The following is a 22804-nucleotide window of genomic DNA, read 5'->3' on the forward strand; positions in this document are numbered from 1 at the left end:
TGGCGACCCGTTCGGTCGACGCGGGCATACGACTGTCGGATGCGGGCCGATCCCGCGTCGCCGACGCCGGTCAGAGCACGAGTCCGATCGCCGAGACGACGAACCCGAGGGCGAAGACCGCGAGCAGCGCCATCGTGGCCACGACCACCGCGGGCGCGAGCACCTCCTCGTCCTCGTCCAGCGTCATCTGTTCGATGTTTCGCATGGGATCGGCGTCGGCGCGACGGGATTTGAACGCTTCGCTCGCGAGCGCGCCGGGAGAGGCGCCCGGACCTCCGATGACTCGCGGCGAACGCCCGAGAGACGTTAAAAAGTAAAGTGGCGGTGCCACGGATGGACCGACATGACCGACGCCGAGATCGACGACGTCGACGAGGCGATCCTGTACGCGCTTCAGGAGGACGCCCGGAACGCGTCGTCCGGGGACATCGCGGAGCGGACCGGGACCTCGGACAGCACCGTCCGCAAACGCATCCGGCGACTCGAGTCCGACGGCGTGATCAAGGGGTACAGCGCCAGCGTCGATTACCAGCGCTCGGGGTACCCGCTCCGAATGCTGCTGTACTGTACCGCCTCGATCCCCGAGCGCGGGGACATCGTCGCCGACATCTTGGAGATAGACGGCGTCGTCTCGGTTCAGGAGCTGGTCACCGGCGAGCAGAACCTGCTCGTGACCGCGGTCGGGAAGACGGACGGCGACATCACCCCGGTCGCGCAGGCCCTCCTCGACATGGGGCTCACCGTCGCCGACGAGGTGCTCGTGCGGACCCACGAGACGACGCCGTTCGGCAAGTTCGACTCGGGGACCCGCGCGCCGGACGACTCCTGAGCGAGGACTCGCTTCCTGAGCGAAGACTCGTTTCCCGAGCGATGACTCGCCTCCTGAGCGAAGACTCGTTTCCTAAGCGATGACTCGTTTGACGTCCAGCGCGGTCGCGCGTCGAACCACCGCGCGCACCGGGTCGGCCGTCCCCGTCAGATTGTCCGAGTCCCCGTCGAGCACGAGCAGCGCGGCCGGCCGACCGGGGGCGATGACGCCGCGGTCGAGCCCGACGGCCTCGGCGCCGGCCGCGGTCGCCATCCGCAACACCTCGCGCGCGGTCGCGTCGAACCGCTTCGCCGCGAACGACATCTCCCGGAACATCGACGGGGGGTTCAGCATCGCGTTGTCGGTCCCGAGCGCGACCGTCGTGTGATCGAGCAGTTCCCGTATCGGCGGGTCGCCGACGTCGAGGACGGCGTTCGCCCGCGGACAGACCGCGACCGGAACGGACCGCTCGGCGACCCGTTCGAGGTGGTCTCGCTCCGCGTGAACCATGTGTATCAGGAGGTCCGGGTCGAGGTCGAGCGCCGGGTGGATGTCGGTCGCGTCCGGTTCGCCGGCGTGGATGGCGAACGGGAGGCCGCGCTCCTCGCACGCGGCGCGCTGGTCGGTGAAGTCGCCGTCGTTCGCTCCGGAGGCGCCGTAGCCGTCGGCGACGTCGAGGACGGACCGGCCACCGCTGCCGAAGACGAACGCGTCCACGTCCACGGGCGCCGCCGCGTCGCGGAGCGCGCGCGCCCCGTCCACCCCGAACTCCCGAAAGTCCAGACACGAGAGCGTGCCGGTCCGCTCCATGAACCGCAGCGTGCGGCGCATCGCCGACACGAGGTCGGCCCGGTCCGCGGCCGCCAGCCGCCGGTGTTTCACGCTGTCCGGCGGGGCGACGGCGTCGTCGAGCGACAGCCCCACGGCCGCCTCCTTCGCCACGGAGTCGCCGATGTGCGTGTGGGCGTTGACGAACGCCGGCAGCACGATGTCCGTCGACGCCGTGTCCGCCTCCTCGACGGCCTCGATCCGACCGTCCGCGACGACGACGCGGCCGCGGATCGGCTCGAACGACCGCCCCGCGAGAACGGTTCCGGAGAGTTCGTCCATACCGGGACCGCGGGGCCGAGAACGATATGTTTTCCTACGGCCGGGCGTCGAGCGGTCCGGTCGTCCGGCTCCGTCCCGAGACGGAGCGACTCCCCTCCCGTCACCGATCGACGAGCGGCGCCGACCGCGTCGACGGGCGCCGTCGACCGGCTCTCGGCCGATCCCGGCGGTCGAGCGTCCCGCCACCGGACGAAAATATAACGTTCTATCATGCATAATTTTCGAACGATTTGTGAAGTTAGATAGATTTAATAGACGTTCTGTTCTCAATACGGGTGAAGAACGACCAGAAACGGACCCGAGCGCGCCTCGGTCACCGAGACGGGTCGTCGGACGACTCAACGATGTCAGGACGCACCCAGAAGCCGACGGTCGGACCGCTTCCGGAGGCGACGACCGCCTCTTCGCCCGTACCCGCCGCGCTGACGCGGCTCGCGTGGTCGCTGTTCGCCGCGAGCGTCGTCGCCCTCGTCGCCCGCCTCCGACTCGACGGGGCGTGGGAGGTCCCCGGTCTGGTCGCCGTGGACGGCCTGACCGTCCTGCTGTGGGTGGTGGTGACGTTTTTCAGCGGCGTCGTTCACAGCTACTCGCGCCGCTACATGGCGGGGAACGCCCGCGAGACGCGCTTCTTCGTCGGGGTGTTCGGCTTCACCGTCGTCGTGATGGGGCTCGTGGCCGCCGATCACCTCGCTCTGTTCACCGCCCTGTGGCTGGCGATGGGGCTCGCGATGGCCGAGCTGATCGGTCTCGACGACGGGTGGCGGCAGGCGCGTGCGGCCGCGACGGTCGCCCGCAGACACTTCCTCGCGAGCGGCGCGCTCCTCGCCGTCGCGGCGACGACCCTGTGGCGGACGACGGGGGCGACGACGGTGTCGGGCGTCGCCGCGACCGCGGACGGCGTCGGCGGCGTCGCGTGGCTCGTCGCCGCGGCCGCGCTCGTGCTCGCGGCGATGATCCAGTCCGCGCTCGTCCCGTTCCACGGCTGGCTGCTCTCGTCGATGACCGCCCCGACGCCGGCGTCGGCGCTGATGCACGCCGGGTTCGTCAACGCCGGCGGCGTCCTCCTGATCCGCTTCGCTCCCGTCGTGACCGCCGACGCCGCGCTCATGCTCGGCGTCGTGGTCGTCGGCGCGACGAGCGCCCTGTTCGGGAAGCTCCTCAAGACGGTCCAGTCGGACGTCAAGGGCGAACTGGGCTGCTCAACGGTCGGACAGATGGGGTTCATGATCATGCAGGCCGGTCTCGGCTTCTTCGGCGCCGCGATCGCGCACCTGATCCTCCACGGCTTCTACAAGGCGTACCACTTCCTCAGCGCGGGCGAGGAGGTCGAGCACACCGTTCCGACGGAGGCGGACCGCACGCCCGGGACGAGCGCCGCGGGAGCGGTCGTCGTGCTGGCGACCGGCCTCGCCGGCGGCGCGCTGTTCGCGGTCCTCACCGGGAAGGGGACCGCCCTCGACAGCGGGCTCCTCCTCGCCGCCGTCGTCACGCTCACCACGCTGCACGGGGCCCGGAGCGCAGCCCGGCAGACCGGGCTGTCGGCCGCGGCCCGGTACGCCGCGGTCCCGCTGTTGTTCTTCCCCGCCATCGCCGGCTACGCGCTCGTCTACGAGGCCGTCTCCGTCGCGCTCGCCGGGCTCCCGGTGGTCTCCGCCGCGACCGAACTAAGCGCCCTCCACGCGCTGGTCGCCGTCGCGTTCCTCGCCGCGTACGTCGCGATCGAGACCGGCGTCTACCGCCGGAGCGAGCGCCTCTACGTCGCGCTGTTGAACGCCGGACAGCCCGCGCCGAACACCGTGTTAACCGCCAGGGAGGAGTACGATGAGTACTGAACGCGCCGTCCGCGATCGCGTCGACGACGCGGCGAGCACCGTCGGGTCGGTCTGGCCGATCCACTCGTTCGTGACCGCCAACCCGCTCTCCGGCTTCGAGGACGTCCCGTTCGTCGAGGCCGTCTCCCGGGCGGCGGACCGCTTCGGCGGCCGCGGCTACCCGCGGGCGGAGACGTTCCGGGCGGCCGTCGCCGACGGGCGGATCGACCGGGAGTCGCTCGACGCGGAACTGGCGGCCCGGGGGCTCGACGGCGATCCGGAGGCCCTGCTGGACCGGTTGGAAGCGGCCGCCGACGCGGCGGAGCGCGGGAGCGCCGCCGACGCGGCGAGCAATCCCCGCGGCGTCGAACGCGTCGACCGGGTGCTGACGAAGTGGCTGTCCGCCTTCCTCGACGAGGGACGGGCGGGGTGGTCGATGCCGAACCGCGAGGCGGGGTTCTACGACGCCTTCCGCTCGGTGGCGGCGCACGACGACCGGATCCCGGAGACGGGAGTCGTCGCCGACCTCCCGGCGTCGCCGGTGGAGGCCGTCGAGTCCGTGATGAGGCCGTACCCGGAGGAGCGGTGGCGGGCGATCTTCGAGCGGGAGTTCGCCGCCCTGCCCGGGTGGACCGGGCTGATCAAGCGCCGCGCCGCCGACGGGGACGCGTGGCAGTCCGCCTACCCGATCACCCTCGAAGGCTACCTCGCGGCCCGTCTCGCGCTGGCGGACGCCTTCGACGTCGACCTCTCGCCGCCCGCCGACGCGGACGGGTCGGAACCGGACGCGACCGACGAGATCGCCGACGCGTTCCTGAGCGCGTGGGAGGCGAGCTACCGCGCCGAACTCGTCGACCGAGTGGCCGCGGAGAGCGAGGCCGAGGCCCAGATTGACGGCGACGAGCCCGGGCGTCCGGACGCGCAGCTGGTGTTCTGTATCGACACGCGCTCCGAGGTCATACGCCGTCACGTCGAGGCCGCCGGGGCGTACGAGACCCACGGCTACGCCGGGTTCTTCGGCGTTCCGATGGAGTACCGGGGCTACGACAGCGAGGTGACGGTCGAAACCTGTCCCCCGATCGTCGAGGCGAAACACCGGATCTCCGAGGTCCCGACCGACGGCGAGACGCGGGCCGAACGCGACCGGCGGGCGGGCCTCCGCGAGGCGGCCGGCGAGGTCATCGAGGCGTTGAAATCGAACCCGGCCACCGCGTTCAGCTTCGTCGAGGGCGCCGGCGGCGGCTACGGGCTGGCGCTCGCGGCCCGCACGCTCGTTCCCGACCGGGTCGCCGACCTGCTCGACGCCGCCGACGACGCGGTGCCCGACGACCACGAGTTCTGCGCGCCGGGGATCCGCGGTCGGGACGCGTCCGCGGGCGAACTCCCGGCGGGGCTGACTCTTGAGGAGCGTGTCGAGTACGCCGCGACCGCCTTCGAGCTGATGGGGTGGGAGGAGTTCGCTCGCCTCGTCGTGTTTACCGGTCACGCCGCCGAAACGGCGAACAACCCGTACGACTCCAGCCTGGACTGCGGCGCCTGCGCCGGCAACCCCGGCGGCCCGAGCGCCCGCGTGCTCGCGGCTGTCTGCAACGACGACGAAGTCCGGGCGGGCCTGCGCGACCGCGGAATTGACGTGCCCGAAGACACCGTCTTCCTCGCCGCCGAGCACAACACGACGACCGACGAGATCGAGCTGTACGACGGCGGGGTGCCCGACTCGCACGCGGACGACCTCGACCGGCTGCGCGCGGGCCTCGACACCGCCCGCGAGAACGCCGCCGCCGAGCGGATCGGGTCGACGAGCGGAGCGGGTTCGGCGGCCGCGGGCGGTTCCGCCGGCGCGCGCGAGGCGGAGCGCCGCGCGGGCGACTGGGCCGAGACGCGCCCCGAGTGGGGGTTGGCCGGCAACGCCGGGTTCGTCGTCGGCCCCCGGGACCTGACGAGCGATCTCGACCTCGACGGGCGCGCGTTCCTCCACTCGTACGACTGGTCGACCGACCCCGAGGGCGACGCGCTCGAAGCGATCCTCGCCGGACCGATGGTCGTCACGCAGTGGATCAACGCGCAGTACTACTTCTCGACGGTCGATAACGCCGTGTACGGCAGCGGGTCGAAGGTGACCCACAACCCGGTCGGAAACGTCGGCGTCTACCAGGGCAACGGCGGGGATCTGATGACGGGGCTCCCGCTCCAGTCGCTCGCGGCGGCCGACGGCGAACCGTACCACCAGCCGCTCCGCCTCTCGACGGTCGTCCACGCCCCGGTCGACCGCGTCGCCGAGGTGCTGGCCGACCACGAGGAACTCGTCCGACTGCTCGACAACGACTGGCTCTCGCTCACGGTCGTGGACCCCACGCGGGACCACCGCGCGTTCCGCTACGACGAGGGCCTCGAATGGACGCCGTCGTTCGACCGGGTCGGGGCTCGGGAGGCGACGCTGACCACGCCGGTGGCCGAGGACGACTGACTCGGACCCGCGGATGCGGAAGCTTCTTTTGGCTCACACCGGTGCGTAGCGACAGATGAGCGACCGAGGCGGTCGAGCGCCGGACCGAGCCGAACCGTCGACCGGGAACCGCGAGGCGGCGGGCGGGGGCGAGCGGACGCCGTCGGCCGCGACCGCCGACGGCGACGCGTCGCGCGGCCGACTGGCGGTCGTCTGCGGGCTCCCCGGAGTCGGCAAGACGACGGTGGCCGAGCGCGTGGCCGCCCACCTCGACGCCGAGGTCCTCCGCACGGACGTGATCCGCAAGGAGCTGTTCGACGATCCGGCCTACACCGACGCCGAGACGGAGGCGGTGTACGCGGCGCTGATCGACCGGGCCCGCGAGCGCGTCGCCGACGGGGACGCCGTCGTCCTCGACGCCACCTTCGCCGACGCGGGCTTCCGCGCGGACGCCCGCGAGATGGGCGAGCGGGCGGCCGGCTCGTTCGACCTCGTGGCGGTCGAGTGCGACGAGTCGGTCGTCGAGCGCCGGATCGGGCGCCGCGACGGGATCAGCGACGCCGACTTCGAGGTCTACCTCCACTTCAAGGACGCCTTCGACCGGATCGAGACCGAGCACGTGGTCGTCGACAACTCGGGCACCGAGGCGGCGACGTTCGCGCAGGTCGACGCCGCGTTCGGCCGTGGGGTCGACGGCGATAGCGATGGTGCCGACGGCGACGACGATGGAGTCGACATCGACGGCGACGCGTGAGCCGCGGTCGCCGGCTTCGGTGCGTGCCATCGATCCGCACGACAAACGCGCACACGTATCTCCTACCACTTATACCGCCGAACGCACTACGGAGTGTATGAGCGAAGAATCCGGGCGTCGGAACCTCCGAATGCCCTCGGACGACGAAGTGTTCGCCGTGGTGACAGAGCACCTCGGCGGGAATCACGTCCGCCTGCGCTGCGTCGACGGCGAGACGCGACTGGGCCGGATCCCCGGCCGCATGAAGTACCGCACGTGGATCAGCGAGGGCGACGTCGTGCTCGCGGAGCCGTGGGACTGGCAGGACGAGAAGGCGAACGTCGAGTGGCGGTACGAGGACGACGAGGCCGACCAGCTGCGGCGCGAAGGCCACATTCAGTAGTCGCGTTCGAGCGGTCACGACGCTTCTCACGGCCCTTCTGGACGTCTGCCGCGGGCGTGCCCACATCTCTCCCGATCGTCCTCGCCGCTCGCGGCCGCGACGCGGCCCGCGTCTCAGGCGAACAGCAGGATGATCACGGCCACGAACAGCAGCTCGCCGCCGACGAGCAGGACCGCGACCAGCCAGTAGCGGTAGGTCCAGAGCCACTCGGCGGTCCGGTTCCACCGCGCCGAGAGCCCTGCCCCCGCGGCGTCGTCCTCGTCTCCGTCGCCGCGTCCCCCGACGTACGCCTCGTCGAGCCGCCACCCCTCGTCGGGGTCGTACGTCGCGGGGACCCGCGTCCCGGCCAGCTCGTCGACGTCGAGCGGCGACACGCCCGCGGCGTCGAGGAACGCGAGGAACGCCTCGGACTCCGCGAGCGACCCGTCCCGCGGGGCCCGGAACCGCTCGACGTGGGTCGATCCCCCGTGCGGCGGCCGGAACTCCACGACGACGTGACGCTCCGTCGACCGCACGCCGGTCACGACGAGGACGCTCTCCTCGTCGTTGAGGTACGCCTCCCGGAGGCGACGCTGCACCTCGTCGTCGACGGCGCCCGTCTCGTCTGCGGTCCGGTCGATCGGATCCGTCCGCTCGCGCTCGTCGCCGAGCGACGCCGTCAGCTCGCCGTCGTCGTCCGGCGGCGGCTCGGTCTCGTGCCCGTCGTCGGAGGGGTCGTCGGGCATTCGATCGGCGATTGGCGGCGCGCGCTGATAAGCCCGTGGCAGCGTCGGGGCGGGCGCCGCGGCGCGCCTCGGAGTCGCTCGCCGGTCCGCGTCCCGGAAACCGTTTGAACCTCGACGGTCACCTCTCCGGTATGCGCGAAGTGACCCTTCGGATCCGCCACCGCGGCGGGCCGGAGTCGGAGGTGAGCGCCCGCCACCCGGAGGTGACCATGCGGTCCGTCTCGTCGATGACCGGTCGGGGGAGCGAGCGGAAGCGGATCGTGGAGCTCCGCGGCCCGACCGCGGAGATCGAGTCGTTCATCCGGGAGTTCCGCGCGGCCGACGACGTCGTCGAGGCGGAGCCGCTCTCGCCGGTCACCGGCAACCACGCGTACGTGGCGGTGGTCGTCGACACCGAGGGGTGGGAGGGGATCCGCGAGCGGCTCGCCGAGATGGGGATCCACTACCGGACCGGGACGACCATCGTCGGCGGGATCGAGCGCTGGACGGTGTACATCGAGGCCGACGACGACCTCTCCGCGGTGATCCGCGAGCTGGAGCGCGGCGGCAACGACGTCGAGCTCGCGCGCAACGTCGAGCTGGCGTCGATCGAGCGGCCCCCCGGACTCCCCGCGTCGGGCATCCTCGACGGGCTCACGCCGAGGCAGCGGGAGGTCCTCGCGACGGCGATCGCGGTCGGCTACTACGACCACGAGGGCGGCGTGGGCGTCGAGGACGTCGCCGACGAGCTCGGCCTCGGGTCGACGACGGTGTGGGAGCACCTCTCGCGGGCGGAGTCGACGGTGATGAACGCCCTCTTCGACCGGTTCGAGCGGTAGGTAGCGCGTCCGTCGAGCGGGAGCGCAAGCGCCAACTCCCCGCCCGACGAAGGGGGGCCATGTCCACGAACGCAGGCGTCGACGTCACCCTCGTCCGCAACGCCACGCTCCTCGTAACCGCGGGCGAGACGACGTTCCTCGTCGATCCGCTGTTCGCGTCGGAAGGTACGCTGCCGCCGATCGACGACACGCCGAACGACCGGGGCAACCCCCTCGTCCCGATGCCCGACGTCGACACGTCGCACGACGCGGTGATCGTCACCCACCGCCACCCCGACCACTTCGACGACGCGGCGCGGGAGGCGCTGGACTCGGACGTCCCGCTGTTCTGTCAGCCCGCGGAGGCGGCGGCGTTCCGCGACGAGGGGTTCACCGACGTGCGCCCCGTCGAGGACGCGGCGTCGTTCGCGGGCGTCACGCTCCACCGGACCCCGGGCCGCCACGGATACGGCGAGTTGGCCGAGCAGATGGGCCCCGTCTCCGGCTTCGTCTTCGAGGGCGACGAGACGCTGTACGTCGCCGGCGACACGGTCTGGTACGAGCCGGTCGCGGAGACGCTGGACCGGTTCGACCCCGACGCGGTCGTGCTCAACGCCGGCGCGGCGCGGTTCAACCACGGGGAGCCGATCACGATGGGCGTCGACGACGTCGCCGCGGTCCGCGAGGCCACCGACGCCGCGGTCGCCGCGGTCCACATGGAGGCGATCAATCACTGCCTGCTCTCGCGCGAGGAGCTCCGGTCGGAGACGGAGGGCGTGATCGTTCCGGAGGACGGCGAACGGATCGAGTTCTAGTCGCACGGCCGTCTGGGAGCGGCGTTCCGCAGACGGTCCGGGTGCGAGAATCGAACCCGAAGCGAGACTCGCTCCGCTCGTCTCGCGTGATTCAATCCCGCCTTCCGTCCTTCTTCATCACTACGTTCCTCAGAAGGTCCGGGTGCGAGAATTGAACCCGCGTCTCAGCCTCCACAAGCGCCCTCAGACCCAATTGCGATCTTCGGGCGCGAACTGAAGGATGGGACCTATACCGGTTCTCACCTAATACACAGGATACCCCACAATATAAAACAGCGCCTTTGTGCCGCAAGGGTCAACGAAGGTTCAAAGAGTTCTCCACCTCCTATCGAATACTTTGATATGATAACCGTCTGAACCCTCAACCATCTATGGATGAGGACGCGGTGAAAGACTACGTCGATCACGCTCAAGCGACTATCGGGGCGGCCCCACAAATGGATGAGGCCAACACGAAAGCCGCCGTTCTACGTGACTTTCTCGACCTTCTCGACTGGACGATCCCCGACAACACCCAACTGGAATACTCTGTCAAAGCCTTCGGAAAGACCTACAAGGTTGATTACGCCCTGATACTGGACGGCACTCCCGTTGCCTTCCTCGAAGCCAAAGGCGTAGACACGTCGCTTACGGACAAGCACAGAGAGCAGTTAGAAGCCTATCTCAAGAACGAAGACGTGAATTTGGGTATCCTCACGAATGGACAGAAATACGAGTTCTATCGGCGGGAAGTGATTGACACCAAAGTCAACGTGAATACACTCGGGAGAACGGATCTCCAAAGGCTTCCTGAGAGAGTTACCACTCTGAGAGCATTCACTAAAGACGCGATCCAGAACAACGAGTGGGAGAAGATACTCAACCGAATCAAGGAACTCCGAGAAGCACGGACGACACTTGAGAGCGAGAAGGATGATTTAGCGACGGAAGTCGCGGAGCTATTCTCTGAACGGGTTTCGGGAACAATCACCCCTCAGACGGAGTCTCAAGCAAAGGAAATGATTGACCGTCTAATCGGTGATATTGAGAACGAAATCAATAGTGACGGAGATCTACCTGACCGAGACGATTTAGAAGGATCTCCTCAAGTTGTAGTTGAGAAAGATCAGACGAACTCTAACGGAGCTTATCAGATTACGTTCTTTGATGGGGAGAACGAGCTTGCCGACTTCAGCGCGCCACAACAGGCCGACGTGTTTATTGAGGCTGTAGATTACCTCCTTAGAAATCATAACCTCATCTCGGAACTTGAGCCACTTCCATATATACCGGGACGGACACGCCCTATCATCCATAACGAGAACAGCTTTGAGGGAAAGCAGATGAAGCAACCTCGGGAACTTGCTGAAGGATATTATCTTGAAGTCAACCTAAGCTCTGGACAGAAGCGGAGGGAAATTGGTCGTTTAGTAGAAATGTGTGACTGCTCTGTTCAGTTCGGCGGTGGTTGGTAGTAAGTTCAGCCACACTATCTGTAGCTTTACAGCCAATTCGTAAGTGATCGAAAACTGGATATGTCCCTGTTATAATGATTTGCCGTGGCAACGCTTCGCAATAAGACTACCAGTAAGGGTGTGATTGTTAGATGGAAGCCATATCCAGATCACAATCGCCCAAGTACATATCAGGTCAAAAGTTGTGCTGTATCATTCCTTGCGGAACTTGGATTTAGTGTTCCCAATCAAGGGGATGAGGTAGATGTTCCGTGGGACATTTGCCGTCCACTCCGCGTATTAGGTGATCTACATTTCAAATCAAATAGTACGGGAGAAGTAGAGACGGATGATATTGGAGAAATAAATGAAGACTTTGCTCAAGATCTTTCAGAGTCCCAACGAGAAGATCTTAGACGATATATTGCTACACATGACAATTATCAAAAGCAGAGTTCCACACTAACTGGTGAAATCTCTTCATTACCAGAAGGCGAAGAAGAGAACGATGAGAGTATTGATCTATACAAAAACCAGCTACAGGAGGGAGATCGATTCGTATCCACAATAGATAGAATCAGCAACTCTGGAAATGGAATTGTCAATACAAATGAATCACATATCAATATTGGTCCTGTAAAATCGAATGCTGACGGGACAAAAGTAGCGGTGGAAATGTATTCTGGTGCTTCTGGAATCTGTATAACGGAAAGCGTTCGAGCCGAGAACTATACTTCGAACTTTTGGAGGGCAAATCGCCATCAGTTCCACAAATTTGGAAAAGATACTATTGACTCGGCGATGTTCTGCGAGGAGTGTGGCTCAGTCGCACTAAAATCAGGGAAGAAATGGGAGTGTGGCACTTGTGGTAGTACGTTTCCATCTGACGACGCTGGTGATAGTGGGGTAACTATAGACCTCAGTATAGCTGAAGTCCCGGATCCGGGTGAGGTAGTTAACGGAGTGACAGTTGGATATGACTCCGAGAATAATTTCTGTGCGAAGAGGGAGAGGCGCATAAAGATTGTAGGAGATCAAAATATTGGTTCGGAAGTTGATGTGGAGATACAATCTCGGCGGGCTGGTTACGTAGTGGCCAAAGTGGTCGATTCATCTGATGAAAATACAAGTTTGTTCTCGGAAGATTCCACGACACAGAAATCTCTTGATGAACTAAGAAAAGAAGCTGAAGAAGCGGCTACTGATAACGTTTCAGTAACGGTAAGTAAATCGAGTTCTACGACAATTCGCTATTCACGGTCACAAGAAATCAAGGATTACGTAAAAGCTCGTGCTGATGGTATCTGCGAGGGTTGTAATGAACCAGCGCCATTCACCGACAAAAGCGGCGATCCATATCTCCAAGTTCACCATATCCACGAACTAAGTGACGGAGGTTCTGACGCACCAGAGAATGTAGTAGCACTTTGTCCAAACTGTCACTATAGGGTTCATCACGGACAGGATGGGGAGAGCTATAACCAAGAATTGTCGTCTGAATCTGATGAGCAGAATAAAGATGGGGGCTTGTCCTCCTTACTTGAGGAAATATCTGAAGACAATTAGTCGATTGAGGTACATCAATTAGTTCTTAGGTCTACTTTTGTACCCCTATCTCCTCCGACCATTACTCACACCACAGGAGATATGACCCCCTGAATATACTACTCCTCTATGTCGCTGTCACTCCCCGACCTCGATTCTCACCTCTTCAAATGTGCCGACATAATCAGAGACGCCGTCGATCCGACGGACTACAAAGAGTTCATTCTCCCGCTCGTCTACTACAAGGCAATCTCCGACGAGTACGAGAAGCAATACAAAAAGAACGTTGAGAAGTACGGTGACGAAGATCTCGCCCGACGACCGAAGCTCTACGACGTTCCCGTTGTTCCCGAAGGCTACCTGTGGGAAGACCTCCGAAGCGTTAGCGACAACGTTGACCAAGCGCTGAACGAGGCTTTCGACGCCGTCACCGACGCGAATCCCGAGCTACAAGGCGTCTTCCGGGCCGACTACATCGACGCCGACGCCCTTGACGACGATCGCCTCGGGAAGCTGGTCGAACATCTCTCCACACATGACCTTGACCGGGACAGTATTCCTCCGGATATGCTCGGAGAGGCGTACATGGACCTCGTTCGTCAGTTTGCCGAAGAAGAAGGGAAATCGGGCGGCCAGTTCTTCACGCCGCCGCATATTGTCAACCTCTGTGTACGGCTCGTAGACGACTTTGAGGATGGTCAAACCTTCCACGATCCAACGGTCGGATCCGGGGGTATGCTCATCGAGGCGGCCCGCTACTACCGTGAGGAGCAAGGTGGCGACCCCGAGAAGCTCCGGTTCTCCGGGCAAGAGATCAACCCGGACATTGCCGCGATCGCGAAGATGAACCTCTCCATTCACGGACTGAATGGGACCATCGAACGCGAAGACTCCCTCTCGAAGCCAGCGTTCACCAATGAGGACGAAAATGAACTCACTCGGTTCGATCGGGTTCTCGCTAACTTCCCCTTCTCGGCTGATTGGGCGAAAGACGAGCTACAGGACGACCCCTACAATCGGTTCGACTGGCACGAGAAGCTTCCCCGAGCGGATCGTGGCGACTATGCTTTCATCCAGCACATAGCGAAACAACTCAATATTCCTGAAAAGGATGGGAACGGCGGGAAGGCGGCTATCGTCATCCCTCATGGGGTTCTATTCAGGAAACACGAGAGCAAGTATCGGAAGGCAATGTTGGAGAACGATATGGTGGAGGCGATCGTCGGCCTTCCAGAGAATCTATTCCAGAACAATTCGATCCCATCAGCCGTTCTTGTGTTGAATACGGATAAGCCAAATGAACGGGAGAACGAGGTCCAGTTTATTCACGCCGCTGATGAGCGCTTCTACAAGGAACTCTCGAATCAGAACGAATTGACCGAGGGAGGGCTTGACCACATTGTTGAGAACTTCCGTGGGTGGACAACCGAGGAGCGGGTAAGTCGGACGGTGTCGTTGAATGAGATTCGAGAGAATGAACACAACCTCAATATCGCTCTGTACGTCGATACGACCGAGCCTGAAGAGAATATAGATGTTAAGGAAGAACTGGCGAAGTTACGGGAGTTACAATCAGAGCGTGATGAGATCGAATCTCAAATGGATCAGCATATGGAGGCATTGAATTATGAATAAGGATTCGACTCTTGATCGTTTCCTCGAAGAGTCAGAATCCAGTGCGGAGAGCAACAACAGTGAACTTGATCCGAAGGTTCTAACAGGAGTGTTCGATGGATGGAAAAAAACACCTCTTGCTGAAGTGGCCGATGATCGAGAGAATAGTTTTGTAGATGGACCCTTTGGCGCGAATTTATTATCAGAAGAATATTATGACGAGGGATTCGCGCGAACAATCAAACTACAGAACATCAGAAGCGGCCGTTTCATTAATACTAATAAAAAATATATAACTGAAGAAAAATTCGAGGAATTGGAACGACATTCAGCATATCCAACTGAGATTGCGATAGCCAAAATGGCTAAACCAGTTGCTCGGGCCTGTATCCTCCCGGATTTTGAGAACCAATATATATTAGCGGCCGCTGACGTAGTAAAATTAGATACTGGAAATGGTTTTTCGAATATGTTTATAATGTATTCATTAAATTCATATCCAGTATGGAAACAAGCATATTCTCGCGCCCGTGGGACAGGTCGAAAACGTATCAATCTGAATCAATTGAAGGAGGTTCAGGTACCTACCCCACCACTCCCTGAACAGCGCAAGATCGCCACCGTACTCTACACGGTTGATCAGGCGATTGAGAAGACAGAGGATACTATTCAGCAAACAAGAAGGGTTCAAAAGGGATTGGAACAACATCTCTTCCAAAAAGGACTCTTCAACCATTCTGATATTAAAGAAAAGCGTCTGGTAAAATTGCCAGATGAATGGGAATTCGATCAACTATCAGAACATACTATGGATAGTGCTTTCGGCCCAAGATTTGGTTCAGAAAAATATAATGAGAACGGGAATATAGCAACACTTCGGACTACGGATCTTGATGATCAAGGCCACATATCTTTTGACACAATGCCAGTGGCTGATCTTGAGGAGAACGAAATTGAAGAACACCTTCTGGAGCCGGGAGATTTTATTATAACACGAAGTGGCACGACCGGCATAGGTACCGTTTGGGAGGGGTACGATAAACCCACAATACCGGGAGCTTTCCTCATACGCTTCCGGCTCAACGATACATTAGACCCAAACTTTCTGAAATACTATGTGAATAGTTCCATTGGTCGGAAAAGGGTTAACCGCCGTGCTAAGGGAGGTGTCCAAAAGAATCTCGCTGGTTCAGACCTTCTCAATATGAGATTCCCCATACCAACTAAAGAGGAACAAGAAGAGATTGTAGAGGTTTTCAGTACAATTGAGGACCGGATTCAATATGAACAGGAATACAAATCAAAGCTCCAACGTCTCAAACAAGGACTTCAACAAGATCTTCTCTCTGGAACAGTCAGAACAACCGACACTAACATAGAGGTGCCCGACGAAATCGCCCAACATGGTTAGTGTCCCCAACGAGGGCGGCGTCGAACGTTCCCTCCTCGCGTGGCTCGACGCCGTCGGTTGGGAAGTACACGGTCAAGACGGAAGCCGGGGTGCGAACGTTCTCGACGCAAAGTATGACCGCCGGAGTAACGAGGTCATCTACTGGAACCTCCTGAAAGAGCAAATAATCGAAATAAACGACGAAATCAACGAGGACAACGCCGATCGATTCCTCAACTCACTCCGTCGTGAACTTGACTACGAGAACCTACTGGAAGGCAATCAGAACTTCCACAAACTACTGAGTAAAGGCAAGAGCTTTGGAGTGGAGAACGCCCGCGGCGGCAACGACACGATCTACGTTGACCTGATCGACTTCGATCCGGACGACTTCTTAGAATCAAACCGATTCCACGCTGTCAATCAGTTTTCTGTCCCCCGAGGAGCAACCATTCGCCCGGACGTGACTCTGTTTGTCAACGGGATTCCCCTTATTACGATGGAATTGAAGAGCCTTACTCAGGACAACGACTACTACGACGCCATCAGCGACCTTCAGCAGTATGAGGAGGACGTTCCCCGGATGTTCATTCCCGGACTGTTCAACGTCGCCGCCGACACCATGGAGTTCCGGTATGGCTCTGTAGGTGCCCCTGACGAATTCTACGAGCTGTGGAACGAGGCCCCCGAACAATACGCCGACGAGGACAATCCGATGAAACAGGCTGTCCAAGCTCTGTGTAATCCGGCGACCCTTGTAGACGTCCTCAAGAACTTCGTTTTCTTCGAGAAACGGCCCGGTGGCGACGCCAAGATCATCCCGAGATACACCCAATACTACGCCGTCAACAGAATCCTCGACAGAGTCCGTGAGGGGGTCCACGATCGGGGACTCATCTGGCACACCCAAGGCTCGGGGAAGTCCTTCACTATGCTCTATGCGGCTGAGAACCTTCTCTCTCGAAGCGAGGTGGCCCGCAACCCGCAAGTCTTCATCATCGTCGATACGGACAAGCTCAACAGCCAAATGCGGGACCAGCTTTCGAACCTCTCGCTGGCCCAATGGACGGAAGCCAAATCTATCGACCACCTCCAAGAACTGATCGAGGAAGGGAGTAGCCAACTCGTTCTTACGACCATCCAAAAATTTCAAGACGTCGAGCCGGACACCCAAGGGAACGACGAGGTGATCGTCATGTCCGACGAGGCCCACCGATTCATGGAGGCCGACCTCGGAAGCCGTCTCGACGCCGCACTCCCCAACAGTTCGCACTTCGGCTTCACCGGGACACCTGTACGAGAAGGGGAACGCGAGAAGGACCGCAACACGTTCACCGAGTTCAGTCCCGAAGGCGAAGACTATCTCCATCGGTACTCGGTCAAACAAGGGATCGAAGACGGTCTCATTCTCCCTGTCTACTTCACCCTCCGCCACGAGATGGAGTGGAAGGTATCCGAAGACGCCCTTGACGAGAAGTTCGAACACGAGTTCCGTGGGATGACGACCGAAGAGAAGCGAGAGTTCATCAGTAAAAACGTCACCAGCCGGACTATGGCCGAACTCGAACCTCGGGTTGATCGGGCCGTCGAAGAAATAGACGCCCATTATCAGGAGAAGGTCGCCCCCAACGGCTGGAAAGGAATGGTTGTTACACCGAGCCGGCGATCAGCGGCGATGTACGGGGAACGATTGAGAGAGCGTCGGGGAGAGGACGCCGTCGAAGTCCTCTATACATCCACCAACGACGATCCCGAACTCATTCGGAAGTTCCACACGGACCCCGAGGAACGCGACAGTATTGTTGAAAGCTTCAAAGAACCCGACGAGGATCCGAGCCTTCTCGTCGTTCACAATATGCTCCTAACGGGCTTCGACGCCCCGATCCTGAAGACGATGTATCTCGATCGGAACCTGAAAGACCACAACCTCCTCCAAGCGATTGCCCGGACAAATCGGCCAGCCGATGGGAAACAGAACGGGGAGATCGTGGACTTTCAAGGTGTTTTCGAGAATATTGACGAGGCCCTCGACTACGACGCCGAGACGAAGGCATACGCGGCCCGTGACGAGGAAGAGCTATTCGACGATCTCGTTGACCAGTTGGAGACGGTTATGGACATTTTCGACGGAATCCCGAAAGACGACTCCCAAGAGGCTACTAACGCCGCCGTCTCACGGATCAGTAAGCACCCGGAACGCCGCGAATTCAAACAGGGCTTCCGTCGGCTCCAGAATCTCTACGAATCCGTTGCTCCCGATGGGCGGCTGATCAAGGAAGGGATTCAAGATCAGTACAAGTGGTTGAGTCGTATTCAGGTAGCATTTGAACGGACGACCTCGGGGAAGGAAGCCCCCGAAGACGATATGCGGGAGAAGACACGCCAGATAATCAACGAGAACGTGGACGTTGGTGAGATCCGCGACGATTTCCCTACGTACAAACTCGGTGAGGAATTCCTCGAAGACGTAGAGGGGCTGGACAATCCTGGCGTGAAAGCCTCGCAAATCGCCCACGCAACACAAGATCACCTCCATCCCAAAACGGGTCAGAACCCGCGCTATCAGCGTTTGAGTGAGCGCGTGACTGAAATCGTTGAACGCTGGCAAGGCGGAGACGTGTCTGATCCGGAGGCTGTAGAGGCTCTCAAGTCCGTTGAAGAGGAGGTGATTGAGGTTGAAGAGGAAGCTGGTGATGACGCCGACGAACGTGCCAAATACGCTATTGAGAATCACCTAACAGAGGAGCTTGACGAGGAATTTGAACGGGGGAAGGCCGCCGACATAGCAGATTCCATCGTTGATCAGTTTGAGGACCGCGTGGATCGTGCGTATTCAGGGTGGGAGACGAACAAGGCCACCGAACAAGATGTAGAGGAGCTGATCCTCGATGTGATTGCGCTTGAGTACAACCGGCCCGACCTTATTGACGACCCACTCGTAGACGCGATCCGGAATTACCTCGTGAACAATTACAATGCCTGAAACGGCACCTCGAAAGGTTACACTTCAACGGGAGAACGTCGCCTATGAGGTCCGATATAGCGACGAGGCAAGCGAGCCACGGATAGACGTGGACATACATGGGGTTCGGGTGGTTCTTCCAGAAAACTCCACCACGGACCCCGAGGAGCTTCTCAAGGAGAACGCCGTGTGGGTTCTGGAAAAGAAACGAAAGTACGAGAACTATCGTGAGCAAATCCCTGATCGGGAATTCGAAGAAGGAGAACGATTTCCGTATCTCGGGGAACAGTACGAGATCGTCGTGGAACAAAGGCCAGCTTCACAGGTAATCGAGAACGAATTTCGGCTGGCAAAGCACCACGTTGAACAAACCTCTCTCAAGCGGGCTTTGGAAACCCTTTATCGCCGGAAAGCTCGCGAACTCTTTGAGAACCGGGCCAACCACTTCGCGGATGAGATGGGAGTCGAGTACGACAAGATCGAGGTCAGAAATCAACGGACAAAATGGGGATCGTGTTCCACCACAGGTACTCTCGGTTTGAACTGGCGGTTGATGATGGCTCCATCAGAGGTAATTGACTATATTGTAGTTCACGAACTGGCTCATCTCCAATGGCAAAGTCACACAGACGAGTTTTGGTCTTTGGTTGCTGAATATGATCCAGAGTACCGAAAACACGCTTATTGGTTAGAAGAAAACGGAACACAGTTGACCTTCTCTCATCAAGATCTGTAGTGTGTGTATGTTGAACTACTATCGAGTAAAGAACCTCTGTGGACCCAGTTATATCAGAATAAATACTAAATAGGCGGAGGAATGGGACGGTGCCTGATGAATATGCTCTCAGACTCTACAAATTATTCTGATATTTTCAAACTTCTTAGATTAGCGAGGATGGCTTCTAAGCGTCTTTTGTTCGAAGGTGTACAAAACCATTCAGAAGCATAAGAAATCTACTGACGGGCCTACCAACCCTTTTAAAATCTATTTCTACTGTAAATCACTCTTCTCAATACAGATATAGGGTACAGATAGCGTCGGTGGTGGGTGGTAGATAGAGATGTGCTATTCGGTCATAAAGCCATTCATTCGGCTCTTAGACCCTGTTTGTCCAAGAGATTTTAACGAGAGAAGGCGGCTGTTGCTGACGCTGTTCGTTGCTGTTGTTGCTGACGCTGTTCGTTGCTGTTGTTGCTGACGCTGTTCGTTGCTGTTGTTGGTTGCGGGGGTTCTCTCGATCAACTAACTTGTACAGTACTGGTATCCATATCTGTAGTTATGTAATATATACAGTAAGGGATTGTCATGAGACTACCACGGTACATGATAGCATACTATTCATCGCAAAATGGGACCGATATTACAGCAGATATTCTCAAATATATCAAATACTAAGGTATTATTCGAACCTAAATATAGATAATAGTCTTGTATATGTTTATCAATACTACTGAAGGGGTAGTTGTGACTTGAAGATATTCAAATACTCCACTAAGAGGAGGTAACCCACTCAGAAATTTTCCTGATTTTGACGAGCTTTAGGTGCCATATTTTTCTCTCATTCTTATCTATTGACGGTGAGTAGTTATTTATTCATAGCCTTACTCCATGGCTGATACAAACATATGACAGAAGAAGAATCTGAAAAAGCAGTTATTGATTTGGCTATCGGACGAAATCAGATTCGGATTGAAGGTTCAGAATCATTCGTCTCCGACGAGATGGAGACAATTCTGGATACTATTGATCTACGAAAAGGGGAGCAGAACCCCTCCTCAAGAGGGACAGAGTCAACTGAATTACAAGATTTTGACGATAACTCTGAAGTAGATTCAACAAACGAAGCGGACACGAATAAGTCCGAGTTATCAGAAATTGCTGAATCACTTGGTGTCGAATTGAGCCGATTAAGAAGGCACTTTTTTATAGAGGATGGGAATATTCATGTTGAGAACCCACTAAATATACCCCCGCGCTTTGCGTTACTTGGTTACTGTACAATAGAGAACGAGCGGAAGAACACCACAACTTTCGATAACACAGAGATGAAAGAAAAGTTGATAAACGGAGAAGGGGTGGAGATCGATGGTTGGGGAGATTTCATATACAATGCCAGAAGGCGTGGTGATATTCGAGACGACCCAAATACAGATCAGTCTCGAAATAAACCATTCCGGCTTACCCGTGATGGTCGTGAGTCGTTCCTTGACTGGCTGAATGATAATGAATGAGAACAATTGAGGATTTCTTCATAGATATTGAGGATTTCCATGATGACTTGGAAATTAGGGATACAAAGACAATTCATACTCAAGAATATGAAGATACCGTTCGCGAATTATACGCAGACTGGCAAGCTGTAAAAGTTAGTCTGAAGCCTCACACATCCGAGAGGGTGATCGAGGAAATAGATACACTATTCACAGACCTTTTAGGTGAATCACGCCGATCAAGCCCGAGAGTTAGTCAGTCTGCTAATTATTTAGAATCTATTGAAAACATCTATATTGAGGAGATATATCCCGAAATATCTATGCGCGAAATTGAAGCGGGATTTGTCAATAGCCTTGTTTCGGAATTAGATCAAATTGAGGACGATAAGTATCATACATACATTGAAGAAGCAATTCAATGTATCCAAGTTGGCGCAAATCGTGGAGCGGTAGTTCTTGGATGGCAAGCGGCAATGTATGGACTCTATTGTAAACTTGAGGAACATAGTGAGCCGATACATGTAGCCTATGAGAAAAAGTTCCATACAAAACCAGACACATCAATAGATGATTTTTGGGATTTTCAAAAATTAAAAGATGAAAATGTACTCATCCTTGCCGAATATATCGGTATCATAGATAAGAGTTTAAAAGACATGTTAGTTAGATAAAAAGACATACGGAACAAAGCGGCACATCCGGGAATCTATGATGTTGGGCCAAATGGCACTAAGGCCCTACTGGAGACCGTTCTTCAACTACTTGTGGAACTTGAATTCTGATATACAGTCAATCCAAGCGGGTTGTCACACCAATTGTACGTTGATCTTATTTTAAGAAGGTACCAGCTCAGAAATTTTCATGATTTTGACGATCGTTTTGCCTTTGAGACACGCTCCGCCCTCCCCCCTATATATACCGTTGTGTATTACTTAGGGTGGAAGGTTCAGTCAAAAACGCGAATCAGCATAATTTCTATTTAAAAGGCAAACCGCTATGGTTAAACCTACAGACCGCGTCTGTAAAAGAGGGAACGAGTTGAGTGACGCGTTCATTCTAATTGGTTGTCTCTGATCAGCTGTTTCCGATTAGGCGTAGCTACTTACCAGAATGCGTTGCGGGACACCTAATCGTGAGAACGGGCTTCCGATCAAATTTGCGGTAGCTGGATTCTCGTTATTAGGATCCCCGCGATCAGTCAGAATAGGTTGGAACGGGGGCCTTCTCGCGAACACATGTACTTAAAGGCCAACCCTACGGTCAGATCGGAGCTTAATCGAGTACTGCTCCAAATTACAGCCATGAGAGCGAACAGTCTCGACTCAGTCTATCTCCCCGTCTCAATATGCCATTCGACGAAAACAAACCCGAGCCGATCACCTCGCTTGATACATCGAACGAAACTATGTTTCACCCAAACGAATGTACAGAACCGAGTACATCATGGGCTAAAGAGGGCCTTCTCACCAATAGAAACTACCACAAGAGACAAGATGAGTATGCTGATCTCAAATGGCTTGACGCGGGCCGTGGAGATCGTCGAAAGCGAGGTGATGATGAATCACTAAAGCAGATGATGGATCGAAAAAACCGGTTCGACGCCATTGCGTCTCAATTAGGCTTCACACACTATCAGAAATCTACTGGTAGAAATCTAAGAAACATTCAGCCTCTGAGAAATATGGGTTGTAAAGATGAGTACACCGCGTTCTGTCTCTGTGTTTTCATCGGTCGATACGGCACATACGCGCGTAGAACACCTGAAAATTCAAAATGGGATCCGGAGGGACCTGATTGTATCTCTGACGGCTCTCGAAAGGTCTACCACCCTACTCGGTCGGCGAAAAATAATGACGAGCGGTTCGTCGAGTTAGTCGAAAAGATCGGCCTTGATGAAGAGAAGATAGCTGAGGTCATGGGTAGAATGGCTGACAAGCTCCCTCCCGATCTGACTTGGCACAAGAACTAATCTTGCTTTGTCAAATTGATTGAGACACA

At 58.1% G+C, this 22804-nt stretch carries 19 protein-coding genes; 16 read left to right on the plus strand and 3 right to left on the minus strand.

The genetic code is table 11. From position 1 onward, the window contains the following. Positions 1-70: 70 nt before the first annotated feature. Complete coding sequence (locus ACFQMF_RS12925; RefSeq protein WP_256408209.1) at positions 71-205, minus strand: hypothetical protein; 135 nt, start codon at positions 203-205, stop codon at positions 71-73. 138 nt (positions 206-343) lie between these two features. On the opposite strand from ACFQMF_RS12925, the gene ACFQMF_RS12930 reads away from it, so the two are divergent. Beyond that, complete coding sequence (locus tag ACFQMF_RS12930) at positions 344-829, plus strand: Lrp/AsnC family transcriptional regulator (RefSeq protein WP_256408210.1); 486 nt, start codon at positions 344-346, stop codon at positions 827-829. 72 nt (positions 830-901) lie between these two features. On the opposite strand, the gene ACFQMF_RS12935 is transcribed toward ACFQMF_RS12930, so the two are convergent. Continuing rightward, the gene (locus ACFQMF_RS12935; RefSeq protein ID WP_256408211.1) at positions 902-1918 is read right to left on the minus strand and encodes an amidohydrolase family protein; all 1017 of its coding nucleotides are present in this window, start codon (positions 1916-1918) and stop codon (positions 902-904) included. Between the two features lie 344 nt (positions 1919-2262). On the opposite strand from ACFQMF_RS12935, the gene ACFQMF_RS12940 reads away from it, so the two are divergent. From ACFQMF_RS12940 to eif1A, 4 genes are all read left to right on the plus strand, one after another. After that, on the plus strand, positions 2263-3750 hold the full coding sequence (locus ACFQMF_RS12940; protein ID WP_256408212.1) for a proton-conducting transporter transmembrane domain-containing protein: 1488 nt from the start codon (positions 2263-2265) through the stop codon (positions 3748-3750). After that, positions 3740-6196, plus strand: coding sequence for a DUF2309 domain-containing protein (locus tag ACFQMF_RS12945; protein ID WP_256408213.1), 2457 nt, complete (start codon positions 3740-3742; stop codon positions 6194-6196). The genes ACFQMF_RS12940 and ACFQMF_RS12945 overlap by 11 nt, the downstream gene beginning before the upstream one ends. Positions 6197-6251: 55 nt before the next feature. Then, entirely contained in the window at positions 6252-6929 is a 678-nt protein-coding gene (locus tag ACFQMF_RS12950; protein ID WP_256408214.1) for a P-loop nucleotide/nucleoside kinase family protein, read from the plus strand. Between the two features lie 97 nt (positions 6930-7026). Next, the gene (gene eif1A / locus ACFQMF_RS12955; RefSeq protein ID WP_092565781.1) at positions 7027-7311 is read left to right on the plus strand and encodes a translation initiation factor eIF-1A; all 285 of its coding nucleotides are present in this window, start codon (positions 7027-7029) and stop codon (positions 7309-7311) included. 113 nt (positions 7312-7424) lie between these two features. On the opposite strand, the gene ACFQMF_RS12960 is transcribed toward eif1A, so the two are convergent. Then, positions 7425-8036, minus strand: coding sequence for a hypothetical protein (locus tag ACFQMF_RS12960; protein ID WP_256408215.1), 612 nt, complete (start codon positions 8034-8036; stop codon positions 7425-7427). 131 nt (positions 8037-8167) lie between these two features. On the opposite strand from ACFQMF_RS12960, the gene ACFQMF_RS12965 reads away from it, so the two are divergent. The 11 genes from ACFQMF_RS12965 (at position 8168) to ACFQMF_RS13015 (ending at position 22775) form a co-directional block, all read left to right on the plus strand. Further along, the gene (locus tag ACFQMF_RS12965; RefSeq protein ID WP_256408216.1) at positions 8168-8854 is read left to right on the plus strand and encodes a helix-turn-helix domain-containing protein; all 687 of its coding nucleotides are present in this window, start codon (positions 8168-8170) and stop codon (positions 8852-8854) included. Positions 8855-8913: 59 nt separating this feature from the next. Further along, entirely contained in the window at positions 8914-9648 is a 735-nt protein-coding gene (locus tag ACFQMF_RS12970; RefSeq protein ID WP_256408217.1) for an MBL fold metallo-hydrolase, read from the plus strand. Positions 9649-10019: 371 nt separating this feature from the next. Further along, the gene (locus tag ACFQMF_RS12975; protein WP_256408218.1) at positions 10020-11102 is read left to right on the plus strand and encodes a type I restriction enzyme HsdR N-terminal domain-containing protein; all 1083 of its coding nucleotides are present in this window, start codon (positions 10020-10022) and stop codon (positions 11100-11102) included. Between the two features lie 84 nt (positions 11103-11186). Further along, the gene (locus ACFQMF_RS12980) at positions 11187-12647 is read left to right on the plus strand and encodes an HNH endonuclease (RefSeq protein ID WP_256408219.1); all 1461 of its coding nucleotides are present in this window, start codon (positions 11187-11189) and stop codon (positions 12645-12647) included. Between the two features lie 108 nt (positions 12648-12755). Next, positions 12756-14261, plus strand: a complete 1506-nt coding sequence (locus ACFQMF_RS12985) for a type I restriction-modification system subunit M (RefSeq protein WP_256408220.1) — start codon at positions 12756-12758, stop codon at positions 14259-14261. Next, complete coding sequence (locus ACFQMF_RS12990) at positions 14254-15651, plus strand: restriction endonuclease subunit S (protein ID WP_256408221.1); 1398 nt, start codon at positions 14254-14256, stop codon at positions 15649-15651. The genes ACFQMF_RS12985 and ACFQMF_RS12990 overlap by 8 nt, the downstream gene beginning before the upstream one ends. Beyond that, complete coding sequence (locus tag ACFQMF_RS12995) at positions 15644-18613, plus strand: type I restriction endonuclease subunit R (protein WP_256408222.1); 2970 nt, start codon at positions 15644-15646, stop codon at positions 18611-18613. Before ACFQMF_RS12990 ends, ACFQMF_RS12995 begins: the two co-directional genes overlap by 8 nt. Continuing rightward, positions 18606-19328, plus strand: coding sequence for a M48 family metallopeptidase (locus ACFQMF_RS13000; protein WP_256408223.1), 723 nt, complete (start codon positions 18606-18608; stop codon positions 19326-19328). The genes ACFQMF_RS12995 and ACFQMF_RS13000 overlap by 8 nt, the downstream gene beginning before the upstream one ends. A gap of 890 nt (positions 19329-20218) precedes the next feature. Further along, positions 20219-20824: a hypothetical protein gene (locus ACFQMF_RS13005; protein WP_256408224.1), complete on the plus strand. Its 606-nt coding sequence runs from the start codon at positions 20219-20221 to the stop codon at positions 20822-20824. Continuing rightward, a complete protein-coding gene (locus tag ACFQMF_RS13010) occupies positions 20821-21477 on the plus strand; it encodes a hypothetical protein (RefSeq protein WP_256408225.1) in 657 nt (218 codons plus the stop codon). The genes ACFQMF_RS13005 and ACFQMF_RS13010 overlap by 4 nt, the downstream gene beginning before the upstream one ends. A gap of 674 nt (positions 21478-22151) precedes the next feature. Further along, on the plus strand, positions 22152-22775 hold the full coding sequence (locus ACFQMF_RS13015) for a hypothetical protein (protein WP_256408226.1): 624 nt from the start codon (positions 22152-22154) through the stop codon (positions 22773-22775). Positions 22776-22804: the final 29 nt, after the last annotated feature.

Source organism: Halorubrum rutilum (assembly GCF_042665015.1).
In the GTDB taxonomy this organism is placed as follows: Archaea; Halobacteriota; Halobacteria; order Halobacteriales; family Haloferacaceae; genus Halorubrum; species Halorubrum rutilum.

Coding starts and splice junctions, on each gene's coding strand:
- ACFQMF_RS12935 (WP_256408211.1), bottom strand. CDS start 1,918: ATGGACGAACTCTCCGGAACCGTTCTCGCGGGGCGGTCGTTCGAGCCG.
- ACFQMF_RS13005 (WP_256408224.1), top strand. CDS start 20,219: ATGACAGAAGAAGAATCTGAAAAAGCAGTTATTGATTTGGCTATCGGA.
- ACFQMF_RS13000 (WP_256408223.1), top strand. CDS start 18,606: ATGCCTGAAACGGCACCTCGAAAGGTTACACTTCAACGGGAGAACGTC.
- ACFQMF_RS12950 (WP_256408214.1), top strand. CDS start 6,252: ATGAGCGACCGAGGCGGTCGAGCGCCGGACCGAGCCGAACCGTCGACC.
- ACFQMF_RS12975 (WP_256408218.1), top strand. CDS start 10,020: ATGGATGAGGACGCGGTGAAAGACTACGTCGATCACGCTCAAGCGACT.
- ACFQMF_RS12925 (WP_256408209.1), bottom strand. CDS start 205: ATGCGAAACATCGAACAGATGACGCTGGACGAGGACGAGGAGGTGCTC.
- ACFQMF_RS12985 (WP_256408220.1), top strand. CDS start 12,756: ATGTCGCTGTCACTCCCCGACCTCGATTCTCACCTCTTCAAATGTGCC.
- ACFQMF_RS13010 (WP_256408225.1), top strand. CDS start 20,821: ATGAGAACAATTGAGGATTTCTTCATAGATATTGAGGATTTCCATGAT.
- ACFQMF_RS12995 (WP_256408222.1), top strand. CDS start 15,644: ATGGTTAGTGTCCCCAACGAGGGCGGCGTCGAACGTTCCCTCCTCGCG.
- ACFQMF_RS12945 (WP_256408213.1), top strand. CDS start 3,740: ATGAGTACTGAACGCGCCGTCCGCGATCGCGTCGACGACGCGGCGAGC.
- ACFQMF_RS13015 (WP_256408226.1), top strand. CDS start 22,152: ATGCCATTCGACGAAAACAAACCCGAGCCGATCACCTCGCTTGATACA.
- ACFQMF_RS12970 (WP_256408217.1), top strand. CDS start 8,914: ATGTCCACGAACGCAGGCGTCGACGTCACCCTCGTCCGCAACGCCACG.
- ACFQMF_RS12960 (WP_256408215.1), bottom strand. CDS start 8,036: ATGCCCGACGACCCCTCCGACGACGGGCACGAGACCGAGCCGCCGCCG.
- eif1A (WP_092565781.1), top strand. CDS start 7,027: ATGAGCGAAGAATCCGGGCGTCGGAACCTCCGAATGCCCTCGGACGAC.
- ACFQMF_RS12940 (WP_256408212.1), top strand. CDS start 2,263: ATGTCAGGACGCACCCAGAAGCCGACGGTCGGACCGCTTCCGGAGGCG.
- ACFQMF_RS12930 (WP_256408210.1), top strand. CDS start 344: ATGACCGACGCCGAGATCGACGACGTCGACGAGGCGATCCTGTACGCG.
- ACFQMF_RS12990 (WP_256408221.1), top strand. CDS start 14,254: ATGAATAAGGATTCGACTCTTGATCGTTTCCTCGAAGAGTCAGAATCC.
- ACFQMF_RS12965 (WP_256408216.1), top strand. CDS start 8,168: ATGCGCGAAGTGACCCTTCGGATCCGCCACCGCGGCGGGCCGGAGTCG.